The organism is Streptomyces sp. CB01635, assembly GCF_002803065.1.
GTDB lineage: Bacteria > Actinomycetota > Actinomycetes > Streptomycetales > Streptomycetaceae > Streptomyces.
Genome location: NZ_NNBL01000008.1, coordinates 184,005 through 200,100, shown reverse-complemented (window position 1 = coordinate 200,100; position 16,096 = coordinate 184,005). Strand labels below are relative to the sequence as shown.

The window sequence follows — 16,096 nt, the reverse complement described above, 5'->3', positions numbered from 1 at the left end:
ACTGCAGTCCGCCATGCGCGGACCTCGGGCTCCTACCGCCCGGTGCTCGGCCTCGGGCGGGAGCCGAAGGCGGCGAAGGCAGGCGAAGCCGGTTCGGGCTCTTCGACCTCGGCGAATGTGTGGTGGACCGTGACGGGCGATGCGGACGCCGTCGCGCATTCAACAGTTTGGGCGATGCGCCACGCGCTGCCGCCCAGTCCTGTGGCAGGCACGCGTCGGTGGGGTCAGGCTGGGAGCAGGGGCCGAGTCAATCGTGGGAGGCGCCATGGGCCTGGTCGTCGTGGGGGTGGATGGTTCGCGGTCCAGCCTCGCAGCGGCGGAGGCGGCGGCTCGAGAAGCGCAATGGCGGCGTGCTGAGCTTCGAGTCGTGTATGCCCTCTGGCCGGTGATCACGCCCGGGACCGCGTCGACTGCCGCGGCGCCCTTCGGCCCACCCGAGGGAGTGCTGCCGGACGAGGTCGAGAGCGCGCTGACCGAGGCGCTGCATCGTGCCGCCAGCGTGGCACCTCGGGTGGAGATCACCCATGACGTGGTGGCCGGCGAGGCGCTGACCGTGCTGGAGGTTCAGTCGCGGGATGCGGATCTGGTGGTCGTCGGATCCCGGGGCAGGGGAGGGTTCGTCGGGATGCTGCTGGGATCGACGGCGGTTTACCTGACTGCCCACGGCGACTGTCCGGTGATGGTGGTGCGCGGGGAACCGGACGCCGCCGGGCCGATCGTGCTGGGCGTCGACGGCTCGAGAGCCGGCGAGGAAGCGGTCGATTTCGCGTTCGCCGAGGCCGCGCTGAGGGGTGCTGAAATCGTCGCCCTGCACGCATGGACGCCGGACAATGTGCCCCTGCCGCTGGCTCCGCCGCAGTTGGCGGACGTGCCCCAGGCGGGCGCGGTCGCCGAGAACGAGGAACGTCTGCTGGCCCAGGCACTCGCGGGTCGTCAGGAGAAGTATCCGCAGGTCCCGGTCAAGCACGAACTGGTGCTCGGCGTGACCCACGAGGCATTGATCGAGGCGAGCAGGACCGCCCAGCTCGTGGTCGTCGGGGCCAGGGGGCGGGGCGGCTTCACCGGGTTGCTCCTGGGATCGGTCAGCCAGGCACTGCTGCAACAGGCTCACTGCCCTGTCACCGTCGTCCGCGGCAAGGAGTGACGCGCCTTCCCTGAATCGGCCCATCACCACGGGGAACGGGCTCATCGCCATGGGCCTGTGCCGCGGAGGCAGGCTGCGTAGGGAGCGGATGACGAGCGCGCGGGCACGGATCGAGGCGTGCCGGGTCGGCGACGGCGCGAGTCTCGCTGCGGTGGGAGAGCCCCAGGAGGTGGCACGGGAGGCGGAGCCGCCGACCGTGATCCAACCCAGCAGGGCGTTCCGCTTTGCGTAACGGCACGGCTTCTGGGGTCTGCGGTTGCCCATTGGTCACGTTGGACCGGTCCACGAACCGGAACGCGTTTTGTGGACCGGGACGTCCTGATGGCCCAGTTGTCCTGTGGGTCGACCAGGTTCTCGATGATGGGAGACCCGTTCAGCCCTTCGCTGCCCGGTCTGTCCGATTGATCGGAGGTATTGAGGAGGATTCTCTGCCTTCGCTCTGGCGCTGCCCGGGCTGACTCAGTAACCTCCCCTCCAGTTCACGTGGTCTACACCACAAGCCTCGGAGGTGGCCAAGTGCCGCGCAGGGCAAGTCGGTTGATAAGTGCGGCTGCGGCCGCACTCGCGGTCATCGGGGCGTTGTCGGCCCCCGGCGATGCCTCCGCGGCAGCTCCTGCGGAGGTCGCTGCCGCCCCCGCTGTGGTACCGCCCCTGCAGAACTGGTCGGGCGGAAGCGGCCAGTTCATGCTCACCCGGCGGTCCCGGATCGTCGTTGACGGTGCGCCCGGCTCCCGGCTGGTCACCGACGCGCGTACGTTCGCCGACGACCTGGCCGCACTGGGCGTCCGGCGGCTGCCGGTCGTCGCCGGCAGCACGGCGCGCAAGGGCGACATCGAGGTCACCGCGCGGGACAACGTCGGCGAGGGGTTCGGAATCGACGTGACCCGGGACTCGGTCCGCCTCTCCGGTGACGGCCCGGCCGGTGCCTTCTATGCGGAGCAGTCGGTCGAGCAGATGCTGAAGACCTCCGATGACCACGCTTTGCTCCCGGTCGGCGCCACCCGAGACACTCCCGCGCAGCGGACCCGAGGCCTCATGATCGACACCGCTCGCACGTACTGGTCGGTGGAGTCGATCAAGCAGACGATCCGTCAGCTGGCGTGGACGAAGTTCAACACCCTGCACTGGCACCTGACCGACTCGGAGTTCTTCCGGCTCGACCTGCCCGGCTACGAAGGGCTCGCGGCGGCGCAGTCGTACACCCCCGCCGATCTCCGCGCCGTGCAGGACTACGCGGCCCGCTTTCATGTCACCGTGCTCCCGGAGTTCGACATCCCGGCGCATGCCACCGCAATGTCGAAGTACCGGCCGAGCCTGCGCTGGGACTGCGCGTCCATGAATGCGATCATCGACACCGCCCGGGTCGACCCCGGGTTCACCGTCGACATCACCAAACCGCAGAACGTGGCCTGGCTCGACGGGCTCGCCGAGAAGATCGTGGACCTCTTCGACTCACCGGTCATCCACCTCGGAGGCGACGAGACGCCACGCGCCGCCACGCAGGACAAGTGCCCCGAACTCGCCGCGTACGCGAAGGCGCAGGGCTACTCCCGGACCCAGGACGTCTTCCTCGCGTACGAGAACCACCTGAACGCGCTGCTCGCCCGGCACGGCAAGAAGATGCAGATCTGGGGGTGGTGGCCGCAGGCCGGGGGAGCGGGCTCGGTCACCGTCGACAAGGACATCCGCATCCAGGCGTGGCTGGGCGATGAGCAGACGTTCATCGACCAGGGCTACGACGTCGTGGTGAGCAACGAGTTCTCGCGCCTGTACGTCGTCCCCAAGGCCATGCCGGGCACGGCCAACGGCCAGTACATCCCGGACGACGACGCGCTCTACCGCACGTACGCCGTGAGCACCTCGGACCGGGTGCAGGGCCTTGAGATGGCGCAGTGGGGCGACCGCCAGTACACGGCGCCGGAGGCGTACTCGCTGACGTATCTGCGGCGTCCGCTGCAGATCCTCGCCTCCACCGCGTGGGGCAGTCCGCGCAGGGCGGGCTATCTCGATTACGAGGCGATGGCCGACACCGTCGGGACCGCTCCAGGCGTCGCCGAGCCCACGGACCCCGACGCGCGGCCGGTGAGCGCCACGGCGTACGGGCCCGAGGGCGTGGCGAACGCCGCCGACGGCGACCCGACCACCGCGTTCGCCGCAGAGACCGCGGGGGCGGCCGTCGGCCTCGACCTCGGGGAACACGGCGCGGTGCGCCCGGCCGCGGTGCGGCTGCTGCCCCGCAGTACATCGACAGCCGACCTCTCCTCACTGGTCGGAGCCAGGATCGAGGGCTGCTCCGCCGGACCGGACACCGGGTGCGCGACGCTGACGAGCGTGGAGTGGACGCCTACCCGCGACTGGCAGACGCTGCCCGTGGACACCGCGCACGCCTACCGGTGGGTGCGCCTCGTCGGCGCCGCGAAGGCCAAGCCGGTCCTGGCCGAACTGGAGGTTCTCGCCGCCCCTCAGGACGTACACGTCATGGTGAGAGCACCGCGCGACCTGTCGCAGGGCCACCGCAGCGTCGTCGAGGTCGAGGTGACGAACACGACAGGCCGGGCCCTTCCCCGAGTGGAGGTGCGCCTGACTGCGCGGCACACCCGCGACAACACTGGCCTGACGCACGCGATTTCGGCGCGGCACATCACCGTACCGCCGCATCAGCGCCGCACCGTGCGGTTCACCGTCACGCCTGACGAGGCCGCGCACGCGGGCCCCTACCGGCTCGCGGCGACGGCCGACTTCGCCGTCGGCGAGGGCAGCCGAAGGGTGCGGGGCTCGGCGCTGGCAGCGCTGCCGCTGCGGGACCTGACCGAGGCCTACGACAACATCGGCATCACGCAGGACGGCAACCCGCAGCGCGGCGACATCGACGGTGCGCAGTCGAGCCTGTCCGCCGAGGGCCTCGCGGCGGCGGGCGTCGAGCGGGGCCGTACGGTCTCGGCTGACGGATTCGCCTTCGTCCTGCCGTCGCCGGATGCCACCGACCGGGACAACGCCGTGGCCGACGGTCAGTGCGTCCCGCTTACCGGCCACGCGGCCCGTGTCGGTCTCCTGGTCACCGGAACGTACGGGACGTCCGCGGGAATCACCGGCAAGGTCACGCTCGCCTACGCCGACGGCACCACCGCCACCAGCGAGGTAACCGTGCCTGACTGGGGCGCCGCGACGGGTTCGGCCGCCGTGATCGCCGCCGACGCGGGAAGGGTCAACGGCAGCGGCCGTGCCCAGAGCACCCGCCCGGCTCAGTTGTACGCCGTCCACGTCGACGCCGACCCGGCCAAGCGCCTTGTCTCCGTCACACTGCCCGCCGCGTCGGGACCTCTCGGCGCCAAGGCTCCGCTGATCCACGTGTTCGCCCTCGCCACCGACGACCGGCAAAGGACCTCCTGATGCGTCACCGCCTCATGCCAAGTCCGAGACGCGCAAGGACCGTTGTGCCCCCGGACCTTGCCGCGGTCCTCGCGGGCGTCCTGCTTCCCGCGGGCGCCGCCACGGCCGGTGAACCGCCCGCCGTCGTACTGCACGCGGCCCCTGACGGCGGCGGCAGCGCATGCTCGTCCAGGCATCCCTGTTCGGTGGGGGGCGCCGAGGACCGGGTGCGGCATCTGCTGCGGGCCGTCCCCAGCACGCCGGACGCCGCCGACCTGCCCGCCGACACCGTCGCACAGGCCGGGCTGACCGGCCGCCGGCAGCGTCAGACGACATCGACGCTGCCCGGCGTCGGCTACGCCCACAAGGCGACGGACGGCGGGGACGTCCTGGTGGCAGGCCATGGCTTCGGCCCCGGCACTCGGGTCGACTTCGACGGCGTACCCGCTGCACGGATCACCGTCCTGTCCAACGGTGTGCTCCACGCGGAACCACCGTCAGCCGCCGATCCGGTGCGGGTGACGGTGACCACGCACGCCGGCAGTGCTACGGCCGTGCTGTCGTGAAAGGCACCCGGAATGTGTCCTGAAAGGGACACCAGCCGATCCATCGATCCATGGGGCGAGGGCCGGATCTCCGCCCGTGTCTCGCAGGGCTCCAGAGCCGAAACCCAGGAGGACAGCATGCAGGACAACGGGATGTCACGCCGCAGCCTCATCCGTGCCGTTGGCGCGGCCGGGGCCGTCGCCGCACTGCCGGGAACCCTTGCCTACGCCGCCGATCCTGCCGTCGCAAGCACCCGCCCAGCTCTCGTCGACCCGGCGACCCCGCTCGACGCGCAACCACATGGCGGGCCCTTGGGGACACGGGCCGCGTCGACACTCGTCTTCAGCGACGAGTTCACCGGCACCAGCGTGGACACCAACAAGTGGAACATCCTCGATGTCGACCGCGGCGACTACTGGTACAAGGCGTCCAACGTCCGCGTGACGAACAGTGCGCTCGCCATCGACATCAGCAACGTCGGCGACGGTACCTATGGCGGCGGCCGCATCGACAGCCAGGGCCAGTTCGACTTCACGTTCGGCACCATCGAGTACAGCATCCACATCCCCCCGACTCAGGGGCACTTGGCCGCCGCGTGGCTGCAGGCCAGCAATGGGGTGACCCCCGGCGGCGTGGTGGACGGCACAGCGCGGGACGGCGCCGAGATCGACATCATGGAGACTTTCAGCACCGCCAACCAGTACGGCGTTACCGTCCACTGGGACGGATACGGAGCCGACCACCAGCAGTCCGGCACCAACGTCAGCGCCCCCGGCCTGCACGACACCACCTGGTACCACACCGTCACCCTGGACTGGACATCCACTCGAATGACGTTCAGTTACGACGGCACCGTGGTCCGCACCGTCACCGACCCCAACCTGATCAGCCAGGTTCGGGAGTTTCCCATCGCGTCCCACGAGGTCATCCCGTACGCCCAGGGCAACATTGCGGACGCCCCGCTGGACTACACCTCCACCATGTATGTGGACTACATCCGCGTCTGGCAGTAGGCACTCAGCCGATGACGAAAGTGAGTCAAGACGACTCGGTCACGAAGGAGGCAGCTTCGTCTCCGGCTCCGAACTCGGCCGTGACGACGCCTGGTTGCGCACCTGGGAGTACTGGGCGAACTGGCCTGAGAGGCGCCTGCACGACCACGGCTGGTCATTATCCTGTGTGGAGGGCTTCGGGCAGTTCCCTCTGTCGAAGCGCTTCGACAGAGTTATGGACAGGTGGCCATCGATCCCCATAGGGTCGACAGGTCGAACGGGCACGGGCAACCAACCCGTGTCCGTCGAAGCGCTTCACTTCGGCGTCCCCTCGTCACGGCTCAGGAGAACGACATGGTCACGCTCGCAGAGGTCGCCCGGCATGCCGGAGTCTCCGCCAGTACCGTGAGCTACGTCCTCAGCGGCAAGCGGTCCATCTCCGCGGCCACCCGCGAGCGCGTCGAGAACAGCGTCCGCAAGCTGGGGTACCACCCGAACGCGGGCGCCCGGGCGCTGGCCAGCAGCAGGTCGAACATCATCGCCCTGATGGTGCCGCTGCGCACCGACATGTACGTGCCGGTGATGATGGAGATCGCGATGGCCGTCGCCACCGCCGCCCGCACCCACGGCTACGACATCCTGTTGCTCACCGGCGAGGAGGGCGCCGAGGCGGTGCGCCGTATAGAAGGCAGCGCGCTCGCCGACGCCATGATCGTGATGGACGTCGAGCTGGACGACGAGAGGCTGCCGCTGCTGCGTGCCGCGAACCGGCCCGCCGTCCTCATCGGTCTGCCGTCCGACACCACCGGACTGAATTGTGTGGACCTCGACTTCGCCGCCGCCGGGGCAGTGTGCGCCGAGCACCTCGCCGACCTCGGGCACCGTGAGATCGCCGTCATCGGCGAGGCCGCCGCCGTGTACGAGCGGCACACCGGATTCGCCGAGCGGACCCTGACGGGCCTGCGGGAGCGCAGCGCCGAGCTGGGCCTGCGGCTGCTCCACCGCCCCTGCGAAGGCAGCTACGCCTCGGTCTCGGCGACGTTGTCGCGGGTCTTCGACGAGCGCCCCGGCACGACCGCGTTCGTCGTGCAGAACGAGGCGGCCACGGACCCGCTGCTCGCCCTGCTTCGCCAGTCGGGCCGCGCCGTCCCCGAGGACGTCTCCGTCGTCGCTGTCTGCCCCGAGCAGGTCGCCGCGCACGCGTCGGTGCCGCTCACCTCGGTCGCGGTGCCCGCGCAGGAGATGGGGCGGCGCGCCGTGGAGCAGGTCATCGCGAAGATCGAGGGGCGTGGTTCGGACGAGGAAGTCGTGCTGCTGGCGCCGGAGTTGACGGTGCGCGAGAGCGCGGCCCAGGCGCCGGCCGGAGCCTGAGCCGCGCGTCCCTCTGCGTGTGGGATCAGCTGCTGGAGACCTTGAAGCTGTTGGTGGTGAAGCCCAGACCGCCGGCCGACGACGTGATCTCGTAGCCGAACTGCACGTCACCGATGGTCTCGTCGCCCCACCAGCCCTTGGTGTCCTTGATCCACTTGAGGATCGGCAGGATGTCCACCGTGCCGGACGTGGAGTCCGAGGTGCGAAGGAACGAGTAGACCTCGTTGGCCCCGTTGTTGCCCTTGTAGACGGTCCAGGTGTGCCCGCCGAGCGTGACGTTGCCCTGCGAGGTGCCGAGCGGCCCGACGGCACCGTTGTAGTTGACCCAGAGCATGACCTCGTAGTCGTAGTCGCTGTCCCAGATGTCGTACGACGTGTTGTACGCGCCCGACGACGGCACCGTCACGTTGTAGCTGCTGGTGAGGGAGGACAGCGAACTGATCGACTTGTTCACGACCTTCTTCGCGTTCGGGTAGGACTTGATGCCGCCGGTGTTCGGGTGGTCGGCCCAAACACCCCAGTTCGAGGAGGAGTTGGCCCAGATCGTCTGAGCACCCGCGCCCGAGCCCCAGATGTTGTTGTAGAGGGTGTAGCCGTCCGAGGTGGTGTAGTTGCCCCACTGGTCGGAGGAGGACCAGATCGCCGCCTGTGCGGGGGAGGCGGCGAGGGCGAGCAGTGCGCCGCCCGCGAGGACGGAGCCGAGGAGCGTGCGGCGGCGCAAGGAGTGTCTTGCGGTGGGTGCCATGGTGTCCCTTCCATGGTCGGAGGAGCCCCGGTGGGGCCCCGGTGGGGGGAACTACCGCGTCATCAAGGTGAGTTCGCGATCCTCGCCCGCGGTCAGGCGCAGCCGCCCGTCACCGCCGGCCGGGGTTTTGAGGTTGATGTGCGCGTCGCGCTCCGGGCGCAGGACGGCCGTGCAGCTGCTGCCCACCCACGTCAGGTCGACGCGGGCGCCGAACCGAGTGCGCAGGCCGCGCACGGCGCCGCGTCGCCAGGCCGGCGGCAGCGCGGGCAGCAGTACGAGCCGGTCTGGCGTGGACTGCACGAGCGCCTCGGTGAGCAGGACCGGCAAGGTGTGCGCGGCGTCGGCGTTGTAGACGTCGCGGTCCGGGTAGTGCGAGCTCATCAGGGAGTGGTGGAAGTAGTCGCCGGTCAGCACCTGGCGCAGCGCCGCGGCCACCCGGTGAGGGTCGCGCAGCCGGGCCGCGATCAGGGCATGGTGCAGATGGCCGTGAGCCGAGTGGTTCTCGGCGCCGCGCAGTTCGAGCGCGCGGTGCGCCGCCTTCGCCAGCTCCGGGGTGTCGTAGGGGGTGATGTCGTGGTGCGGCCACACCGGGTAGAGGTGGCTGAGGTGCCGGTGGTCGTAGGCGTCGTCCAGGCCGGGCCAGGCCCATTCGGCAAGCGCGCCGGCGGAGTTGACCCGGTAGTCGGGCAGCCGGGTCCGCGAGCGCGTTCCAGCGGTCGCCGTCCGGTCCCGGATGCCAGGTGGCGGCGGTGCGCAGGGCGTGCCGGGCCGCCGCGATGTCCATGGTGGCGTTGAGTGTGCCCCAGCTCGCGTTCGCGGGCCGGTTCTCCGGCGAGTACGACGGCACGACCACGAGGCGGCCGTCCGGTCCTGTGCGGGTGAGGAAGTCCTCGTAGAACAGGGCGAGTTCGCAGAGCGCCGTGGCCAGCCACGCGGGCCGTACCCCGGTCGTCTCGGCCTGCTCGACTAGCGGGGTGAGCAGCCAGTCGGCGCCCGCCGTCCACAGGTGCATCGGCCACTCCCGCTGGAAGTGGTACGTGTGCCCCGACTCGCCGTCGGTGTGCGCGGGCGCGACGATTCCCCGCGCCCCGAAGATCTCCCGCGCGTTGTCCCGCCAGTCAGCCAACTGCCCTTGAATCAGGGCACCCTGCGCCTGGGCCACCTCGGGCAGGTCGCAGGCCGCCGCGGACGCCGTCTGGAGATTGAGGTTGGCGTCCGTGGTGAACGCCCCCGACCAAGCCGTGCCCCACTCGCCGGTCCACAGCCCGGTGAGCCGAGGCGGCAACGCGCCGGACGCGCTCAGCAGGTGGTAGCGGCCCGCCGCGAACAGCCGCTCCGGCAGGGCCGGGCTGTCGACCCGTTCGAGCAACTCCGAGCCGGGCAGGCCGCGTTCGGAGCGCGGCGCGTCGAGGGTGAACGTGAGCCGTTCATAAGCGGCGCGGTGCAGGGCCTCGTGCCGGGCGAGCAGGGTCTCGTAGGTCTCCTCCAGGTCCGGGCCCGCCAGTGAGGCGAGCGCCGCCGCCTCGGCGCCCGCGTCGAGCTCCCCGAGATGCCGCCGCACCCGTGTGAGCAGCAGCAGCCCGTCCGCGCCCTCGATGCGTAGCCCCGTGGTGCCCACGGAGCGCCGCCCGCCGCGCACCAGCGCGACCGTCACCCCGGTGTACGCCAGATCGCTGTCCGGGTAGCGGCAGCGCAGTGTCAACTGGGCGCCCTGGGGCGTCAGGACGACGCTGCGGCCGACCCCGAGCCCACCCGGCACACCGGCGAGGCGGGGGTCGAGGAACACATCGCCGTCGAGCCCGGACCCGGTGACGTACTGCACGACGACATCGTCGGCCCGCGACACGAACACCCGCCCGCGCCACCCGCTGCACTGCGCCTCGGCCACCCCCGTCGCGAAGGCGACCGCGCGCCGGTAGCCGCGCCACACCACGCTGTCCCGCACGAACCGCACCTGGAACGCAGGATGGAACGCCTGCACCCAGCGCAGCGCACGGCCGTCCGTGAACTGCTCGGCCGCCGTGACGTCGCCGGCCAGCAACCTGTCCTGGATGTGTGGGAGATGGGCGGCGATCGCGGGTGGCCGTGGGCGAGCTTTGCCGTCCGGCCGGACCAGCGTGTGATGGGTGACAACCACCCGGTCGTCGTGCGGGTCACCGAACACAAGAGCGCCGTGGGTGCCGTTGCCGCTGAGGAAGGCGTCCTCCCAGCGCGTGGCAGGCGCCCGCTCCCAGGTGCCGTGCGGATGGTCAGCCGGCACTGTGCCCCCGCGTCGTCGTCCCGAGAGCGAGAACCGCGACACCGAACCGCCCGAGCGTCACCGAGCCGTAGTGCTCGGCTCCCGTCAGCAGATCCCGGTACGTCGTGTCGTCCGGCAGTGCGACGGTCACCTCGCCCCGCCCATGGTGCAGCAGGAACAGCAGCTCGCCGCGGCGTACGGCCTCCACACCTGCGGGGAGGCCGGACAGCGGAGGCCGTACGCCCGCCTCGGCCGCCACGTCCTCGAGCAGTGAGCGCAGCGCCGGGGGTTCGGGAAGCGTCGACAGGTACCGGGCCCGGCCGCGCCGCAGCACGGCCGGCAGCCCGTCGAGCTCGCCACCGCGGTACACGGCACTGACCTCCGTGCCGGGTTCGGCCGTCAGCTCCTCCGACCACAGGGTGCCGGTGAACTCCCCGCAGTCCACGGTCTCGTCGGGATCGAGCGGCCACCACTCGTGCACCGTCCGGATCCCGAACAGCGCGCGCAGCCGCGCGTCCATGCCGCCCGGCCGCACCCGGTCGTCCGCGTCGGCGACCCCGGTGAAGAACCCGGACACGAGCGTGCCACCGCCGCGTACATAGGACACGAGATTCTCGATCGCCGCGTCCGTGAGCAGATACAGGTGCGGCACGACCACCAATTTGTAGGCGGACAGGTCGTGTTCGGGGTGCGCGAAGTCGGTGGCGAGATGTGCCTCCCACAGGGCACGGTGCCAGGACCGCACCACGTCCTCGTACGCGACGTGTGCCGACGGCCTGCCGTCCTGGCAGCCGGCCCACCAGGAGTGCCAGTCGTGCAGCACGGCGACATCGGCGGCAATCCGTGTGCCCGGCACCTGCGATCCCAGCTCCGCCAGTTCCGCGCCGATCTGCTTCACCTCGGCGAACGCACGGCCCTCCTCGCCCGCGTGGCCGACCATCCCCGAGTGGAACTTCTCGGCGCCCTGCCGGGACTGCCGCCACTGGAAGTAGCAGACGGCGTCGGCGCCGCGCGCCACCGTCTGCAGCGACCAGAGCCGGTTGAGGCCGCGCGGCTTGGGGTGGTTCACGCCGCGCCAGTTGACCGGTCCCGCCGCCTGCTCCATCACCATCCAAGGGCCGCGTGCCTGGCTGCGCGTCATATCGGCGATCATCGCGTTGTACTGACCGCCCAGCGGGTCCCGCGGGTCCGGGTACACGTCGACCGACACCACGTCCTCCCGCTCCGCCCATGCCCACGCGTCCTGGCCGATCCAGAACGGCATGAAGTTGGTGGTGACCGGGACGCGGGCGGGGGAGTGCCGTCGGACGATGTCTCGCTCGGCCGTGTAGCACTCCAGCAGCGCGTCCGAGGTGAAGCGGCGGAAGTCGAGGACCTGCGCCGGATTGTGCAGGTACTGGGCGCGGCGTGGCGGGATCACATCCGCCCACGTCTCCACGTGCTGACTCCAAAAGGTCGTGCCCCAGGCCTCGTTGAGGGTGTCGAGGGTGCCGTACTTCGCGCGCAGCCAGTCGCGGAAGGCGTGCGCCGCCTCGTCGCCGTAGTCGAACGTGCAGTACTCGTTGTTGATGTGCCACATCCGCAGGGCGGGGTGGTGGCCGTAGCGGATCGCGAGGTCCTCGGTGATCGCGGCGGCATGGCGGCGGTACGCGCTGGAGGAGTGCGCGAACTGCTGGCGTGAGCCCCACCACATGGTCTGCCCGTTCTCGTCGCGCGGCAGCGTCTCCGGGTGCAGCCGCCCCAGCCACGGCGGCGGTGACGCGGTCGGCGTCGCGAGGACGACACCGATGCCGTGCGAGTGCATCAGGTCCATCAGCCGGTCCAGCCAGCCGAACTCCCTTGCTCCCGGCGTCGGTTCGAGCTTCGCCCAGGAGAAGACGCCGAGCGTCACCGAGGTGACACCGGCCTCCTTCATCAGCCGGACGTCGTCGGCCCATACCTCCTCGGGCCACTGCTCGGGGTTGTAGTCGCCGCCGTACAGCAGGCGGCCGTCGTGTGCGATGGTCATCCCTTCACCGCCCCCGTGAGCATGCCCTTCTTGAAGTGGCGCTGCACGAACGGCGAGGCGATGGCGACCGGGATCAGGGCGAGCACCATGACGGCCATCTGCAGCCCGAGCGCGGAGAGTTCACCCGTGCGGACCGCTTGCTGCAGGCCGGTCGGTGCCTCGGTGTGTTTCTGGACCAGCTGGATGAGGACGTTCTGCAGCGGCATCATCTGCTGGTCGGTGAGGTAGATGGAGGCGTTGAACCAGGCGCTCCAGTACCCCACCGCGTAGAACAGGGAGATCACGGCGAGCACGGCCCGCGACAGCGGCATGATGATGGTGAGCAGGATGCGCAGGTCGCTCGCTCCGTCGATGCGGGCGGACTCGGTGAGTTCGGGGGAGATCCCCATGAAGAACCCCCGCAGTACCAGGATGTTGAAGACGCTGACGGCGCTCGGCAGGATCAGCGACAGGTAGGTGTCCGTCAGGCCGAGTGACTGCACCAGCAGATACGTCGGGATGAGTCCCGCTCCGAAGAACATGGTCGCCATCAGGATCATGAGGATGACCCGGTGCCCGAGACTCCCCGGCCGCGACAGACCGTAGGCCGCGAGGACCGAGACCGTCATCGAGAACAGGGTGCCGACGACGGTGACGCCGAACGACACCAGGAGGGCCCGGCTCACCTGCCCGCCGCCGAGCAGCTCCGTGTAGTTGACGAAGGTGATGCCCTCGGGGACGACGACGAGACCGCCGGCGCGGTCGATCACGGGCTTAGGGGAAAGGCTGGTGACGATCACGATCCACAGGGGGGCGAGCACCCCGAGGCAGCACAGGGCGAGGAAGCCGCCCTTCATGGTGAGCCCGGTCCTGCTCGGCGCCTCTTCCCACGCGGGGCGAGGCGGTGCCTGCAAGCTGCGGATCAGCTGCGTGTTGAGGCTCATTTCTGGTACACCCCCTGCTCACCGAGCAGATGAGCGAACTTGTTCGCACCGAGCACCAGACAGATGCCGATGACACCCTTGATCAGCCCGACCGCGGCCGCGTAACTGAAGTCGCCGAACTGGATACCGACGTTCCACACGTAGGTGTCGAGGACCTCGCTGGCCCCGCGGCCGACCGCGTCGCGCTGGAGCAGGAACTGCTCGAAGCCGACGGAGAGAGCGTCGCCCACCCGCAGGACCAGGAGAAGCGCGATCACCGGGCGCAGCGCGGGCAGCGTCACGTGCCACATGCGCCGCAGGCGCCCCGCGCCGTCCATGGCGGCGGCCTCGTACAGGTCGGTGGAGACGGCTGAGAGCGCGGCGAGGAACACGATGATCCCCCAGCCCGCGTCCTTCCACACGGACTGCGCGGTCACCAGGAACTTGAACAGGGACGCGTTCGTCATCAGGTCGAAGCCGCCCCAGCCGTGCTGCTCCATGGTCTGCGCGATGATGCCCGCGCCACCGAAGATCTGCTGGAAGACGGTGACGACGAGGACCCACGAGAAGAAGTGCGGCAGATACATGATCGCCTGCGCCACGGCCCGCACCCGGGGCCGGATCACGCTGTTGATGAGCAGGGCGAGGGCGATGGGGATCGGGAAGAACAGCACCAGTTGGAGCAGGAACAGCACGATGGTGTTCTTCACCGCGGTCCAGAACTCCGGGTCGTCGAGCATGCGGGAGAACTGCTCGATGCCGACCCAGGGGCTGTGGAAGATCGCGGTGATGCCGTTGCTGGAGGTGTACGGGTCGTAGTCCTGGAAGGCGACCACGTTGCCGAGCAGCGGTACGTAGTTGAAGAGCAGGAGCAGTCCGATGGCGGGCAGTGTCATCAGGATGAGCGCGCGGTCGCGGCGCAGCCGGACCCGCCACGGGACCTTGCCGGCCGCACGCTTCTCGGGAACCGCCTTCGGGGCGAGGGCGGCCGCCGGTTCCTCGACGGCCGCCGCGGGACGTGTCCCGTCGGGTCTGCTCCCGGCCGTGAGAGACATCAGTTGCCGCTGCCGTTCTTTTCGATGAGCTTCTTGTACCAGTCGCGCAGCTTCTCGCCGCCGCCGGACTTCCAGGTGGAGATGGCCTGCTGAAGGTCGGACAGCTTCTTGTTGCCGCGTACGTAGTCGATCTCCAGCTGCTCGAACGGCGAGGCCAGGTTCGCGTAGCGGGACGGTTCGACGATGTTCATGCCGTACGTGGAGGTCTTCCTCGTGAACGCGCCCATCCGCTGCTCCCACTCCACCTGCTTGCGGGTGACGTCGGGGAGGTCGGGGTGGGCCAGGTAGGGGGCGGGGGCGGCGAGCATCACCCAGGCGTTGATGGCCTCCTGGTTGCCCTGGTCCGTCTTGACGGGCAGGCCGTCCTTGACCGTGTAGTGGGTGCCCTCGACGCCGTAGTCGACGAGCATCCGTTCCTTCGTGCCGTAGGGCGCCGCCGCGAAGTTGGCGGCGGCCAGCGCGTTCTCGACCGTGGTCCTGGAGGCGCCCTTGCGGATGAACGACCAGATGGTGGCGGGCTGGTTCGCGTACAGCGTCGGGTCGCCGCCGTCGGCGCCGAAGATGTCGATGGCCTCGCAGACGAAGTCCGGGTTGGCCTTGGCCTGTTCGGCGCTCTTCACGTACCAGTTGGAGATGTCGTTGTTGTAGACGAGGATCTGGCCTGCGGTGAAGCGCTGGCCGGCGTCACCCGTGCGGGCCTTGTCGTCCGGGTGCACGACGCCCGCGTCGAACAGCTTGCGGGTCCACTCCAGCGCTTCCAGGTATTCGGGCTGCTCGATGCGGTACGTCAGCTTGCCGTCGTCCCCGATGTGCCAGCCGAGCGAACCCGAGGCGCGGACGCCGAAGATGTTGAAGGCGGTCCAGGACATGTCGCCGCAGGCGTACACCTTGGCCTTGGCGCTCGTGGCGTCCTTGGCCCAACTGGTGAACTCATCGGGCGACGTGGGGACGTCGTAGCCCTTCTTGTCGAAGAGGTCCTTGCGGTAGTAGGGCACGATGAAGGTCGCCCTGGCGGACGGCATCGGGATGCCCCGCAGGTTGCCTCCGAAGATGCTCATGCGCCAGGAGTCCGACGGGATAGCCGCGAGGTTCGGGTACTTCTTGACCTTGTCGCCCGCCAGGTAGGGGCCGAGGTCCATGAACTTCGCCGCGACCGCGTTCGGGATCTTGCCGGTCAGCTCCCAGCTCGGCACCACCACCATGTCGGGTATGGAGCTGCTCGCGAGGACGGCGCCGAGCTTCTCGCCGTAGGTGGTGCCGTCCTGGTTCTGCCAAGTGACCTTGGTGCCCGCCGCCTTGTCGACCGCCTTGTAATAGGCGCAGTCGCCCTTCGGGGCCGTGCCCCAGAGCGGGGACATGACCTTGATGGGCGCGCCGGTGCCGAGCTTGTCCGGCGCCGAGGCGACCAGCGCCGACAGGGCCACCTTCCCGGTGTAACCGGAAGCCGAGCCGTTCTTCGACGGTACGTCGGGCCTGGCGAACTTGCTGGCGACGAAAGTCGGCAGCAACTTGTCGGCGGCCTTCCCGGAGGTCGTGCCTTCCCGGTCCTTGTTCTCCGACCCGCCGCAGGCAGCGAGCAGCGGCATCCCGCCGGCCACCGCTGCGGCGGCCACGGCGGTGGAGGCGAGGAAGCTTCTCCGGCTGGGAGCGGAGGCGGAGGGCGAGTTCGGCGTCATTGCGGTAACCCTTCGGGGAACGCGTCGCGCATTTGTCGAAGCGCTTCGA

At 69.8% G+C, this 16,096-nt stretch carries 10 protein-coding genes and 1 pseudogene; 5 read left to right on the top strand and 6 right to left on the bottom strand.

The features are described from left to right. Positions 1-265: 265 nt before the first annotated feature. From CG723_RS22885 to CG723_RS22865, 5 genes are all read left to right on the top strand, one after another. A complete protein-coding gene (locus CG723_RS22885) occupies positions 266-1,144 on the top strand; it encodes a universal stress protein (RefSeq protein ID WP_100595332.1) in 879 nt (292 codons plus the stop codon). Between the two features lie 483 nt (positions 1,145-1,627). Continuing rightward, positions 1,628-4,534: a family 20 glycosylhydrolase gene (locus CG723_RS22880; RefSeq protein ID WP_324904003.1), complete on the top strand. Its 2,907-nt coding sequence runs from the start codon at positions 1,628-1,630 to the stop codon at positions 4,532-4,534. 44 nt (positions 4,535-4,578) lie between these two features. Then, positions 4,579-5,079, top strand: a complete 501-nt coding sequence (locus CG723_RS22875) for a hypothetical protein (protein WP_100595330.1) — start codon at positions 4,579-4,581, stop codon at positions 5,077-5,079. 117 nt (positions 5,080-5,196) lie between these two features. Continuing rightward, on the top strand, positions 5,197-6,072 hold the full coding sequence (locus CG723_RS22870; RefSeq protein ID WP_159032521.1) for a glycoside hydrolase family 16 protein: 876 nt from the start codon (positions 5,197-5,199) through the stop codon (positions 6,070-6,072). A gap of 333 nt (positions 6,073-6,405) precedes the next feature. Next, positions 6,406-7,422, top strand: coding sequence for a LacI family DNA-binding transcriptional regulator (locus CG723_RS22865; RefSeq protein WP_100595328.1), 1,017 nt, complete (start codon positions 6,406-6,408; stop codon positions 7,420-7,422). Positions 7,423-7,447: 25 nt separating this feature from the next. On the opposite strand, the gene CG723_RS22860 is transcribed toward CG723_RS22865, so the two are convergent. The 6 genes and pseudogenes from CG723_RS22860 to CG723_RS22835 form a co-directional block, all read right to left on the bottom strand. Beyond that, positions 7,448-8,167: a GH12 family glycosyl hydrolase domain-containing protein gene (locus CG723_RS22860; protein ID WP_100595327.1), complete on the bottom strand. Its 720-nt coding sequence runs from the start codon at positions 8,165-8,167 to the stop codon at positions 7,448-7,450. 51 nt (positions 8,168-8,218) lie between these two features. Beyond that, positions 8,219-10,427 (bottom strand): annotated as a pseudogene (locus CG723_RS22855) (glycosyl hydrolase family 95 catalytic domain-containing protein). Further along, positions 10,417-12,414 (bottom strand): beta-galactosidase, encoded by a 1,998-nt coding sequence (locus CG723_RS22850; RefSeq protein ID WP_100595326.1) that lies wholly within the window; start codon positions 12,412-12,414, stop codon positions 10,417-10,419. Before CG723_RS22850 ends, CG723_RS22855 begins: the two are co-directional and overlap by 11 nt. Beyond that, complete coding sequence (locus CG723_RS22845; protein WP_100595325.1) at positions 12,411-13,337, bottom strand: carbohydrate ABC transporter permease; 927 nt, start codon at positions 13,335-13,337, stop codon at positions 12,411-12,413. Before CG723_RS22845 ends, CG723_RS22850 begins: the two co-directional genes overlap by 4 nt. Next, entirely contained in the window at positions 13,334-14,371 is a 1,038-nt protein-coding gene (locus tag CG723_RS22840) for an ABC transporter permease (protein WP_100595324.1), read from the bottom strand. Before CG723_RS22840 ends, CG723_RS22845 begins: the two co-directional genes overlap by 4 nt. Then, the gene (locus tag CG723_RS22835; protein WP_100595323.1) at positions 14,371-16,047 is read right to left on the bottom strand and encodes an extracellular solute-binding protein; all 1,677 of its coding nucleotides are present in this window, start codon (positions 16,045-16,047) and stop codon (positions 14,371-14,373) included. The genes CG723_RS22840 and CG723_RS22835 overlap by 1 nt, the downstream gene beginning before the upstream one ends. Positions 16,048-16,096 lie beyond the last annotated feature (49 nt).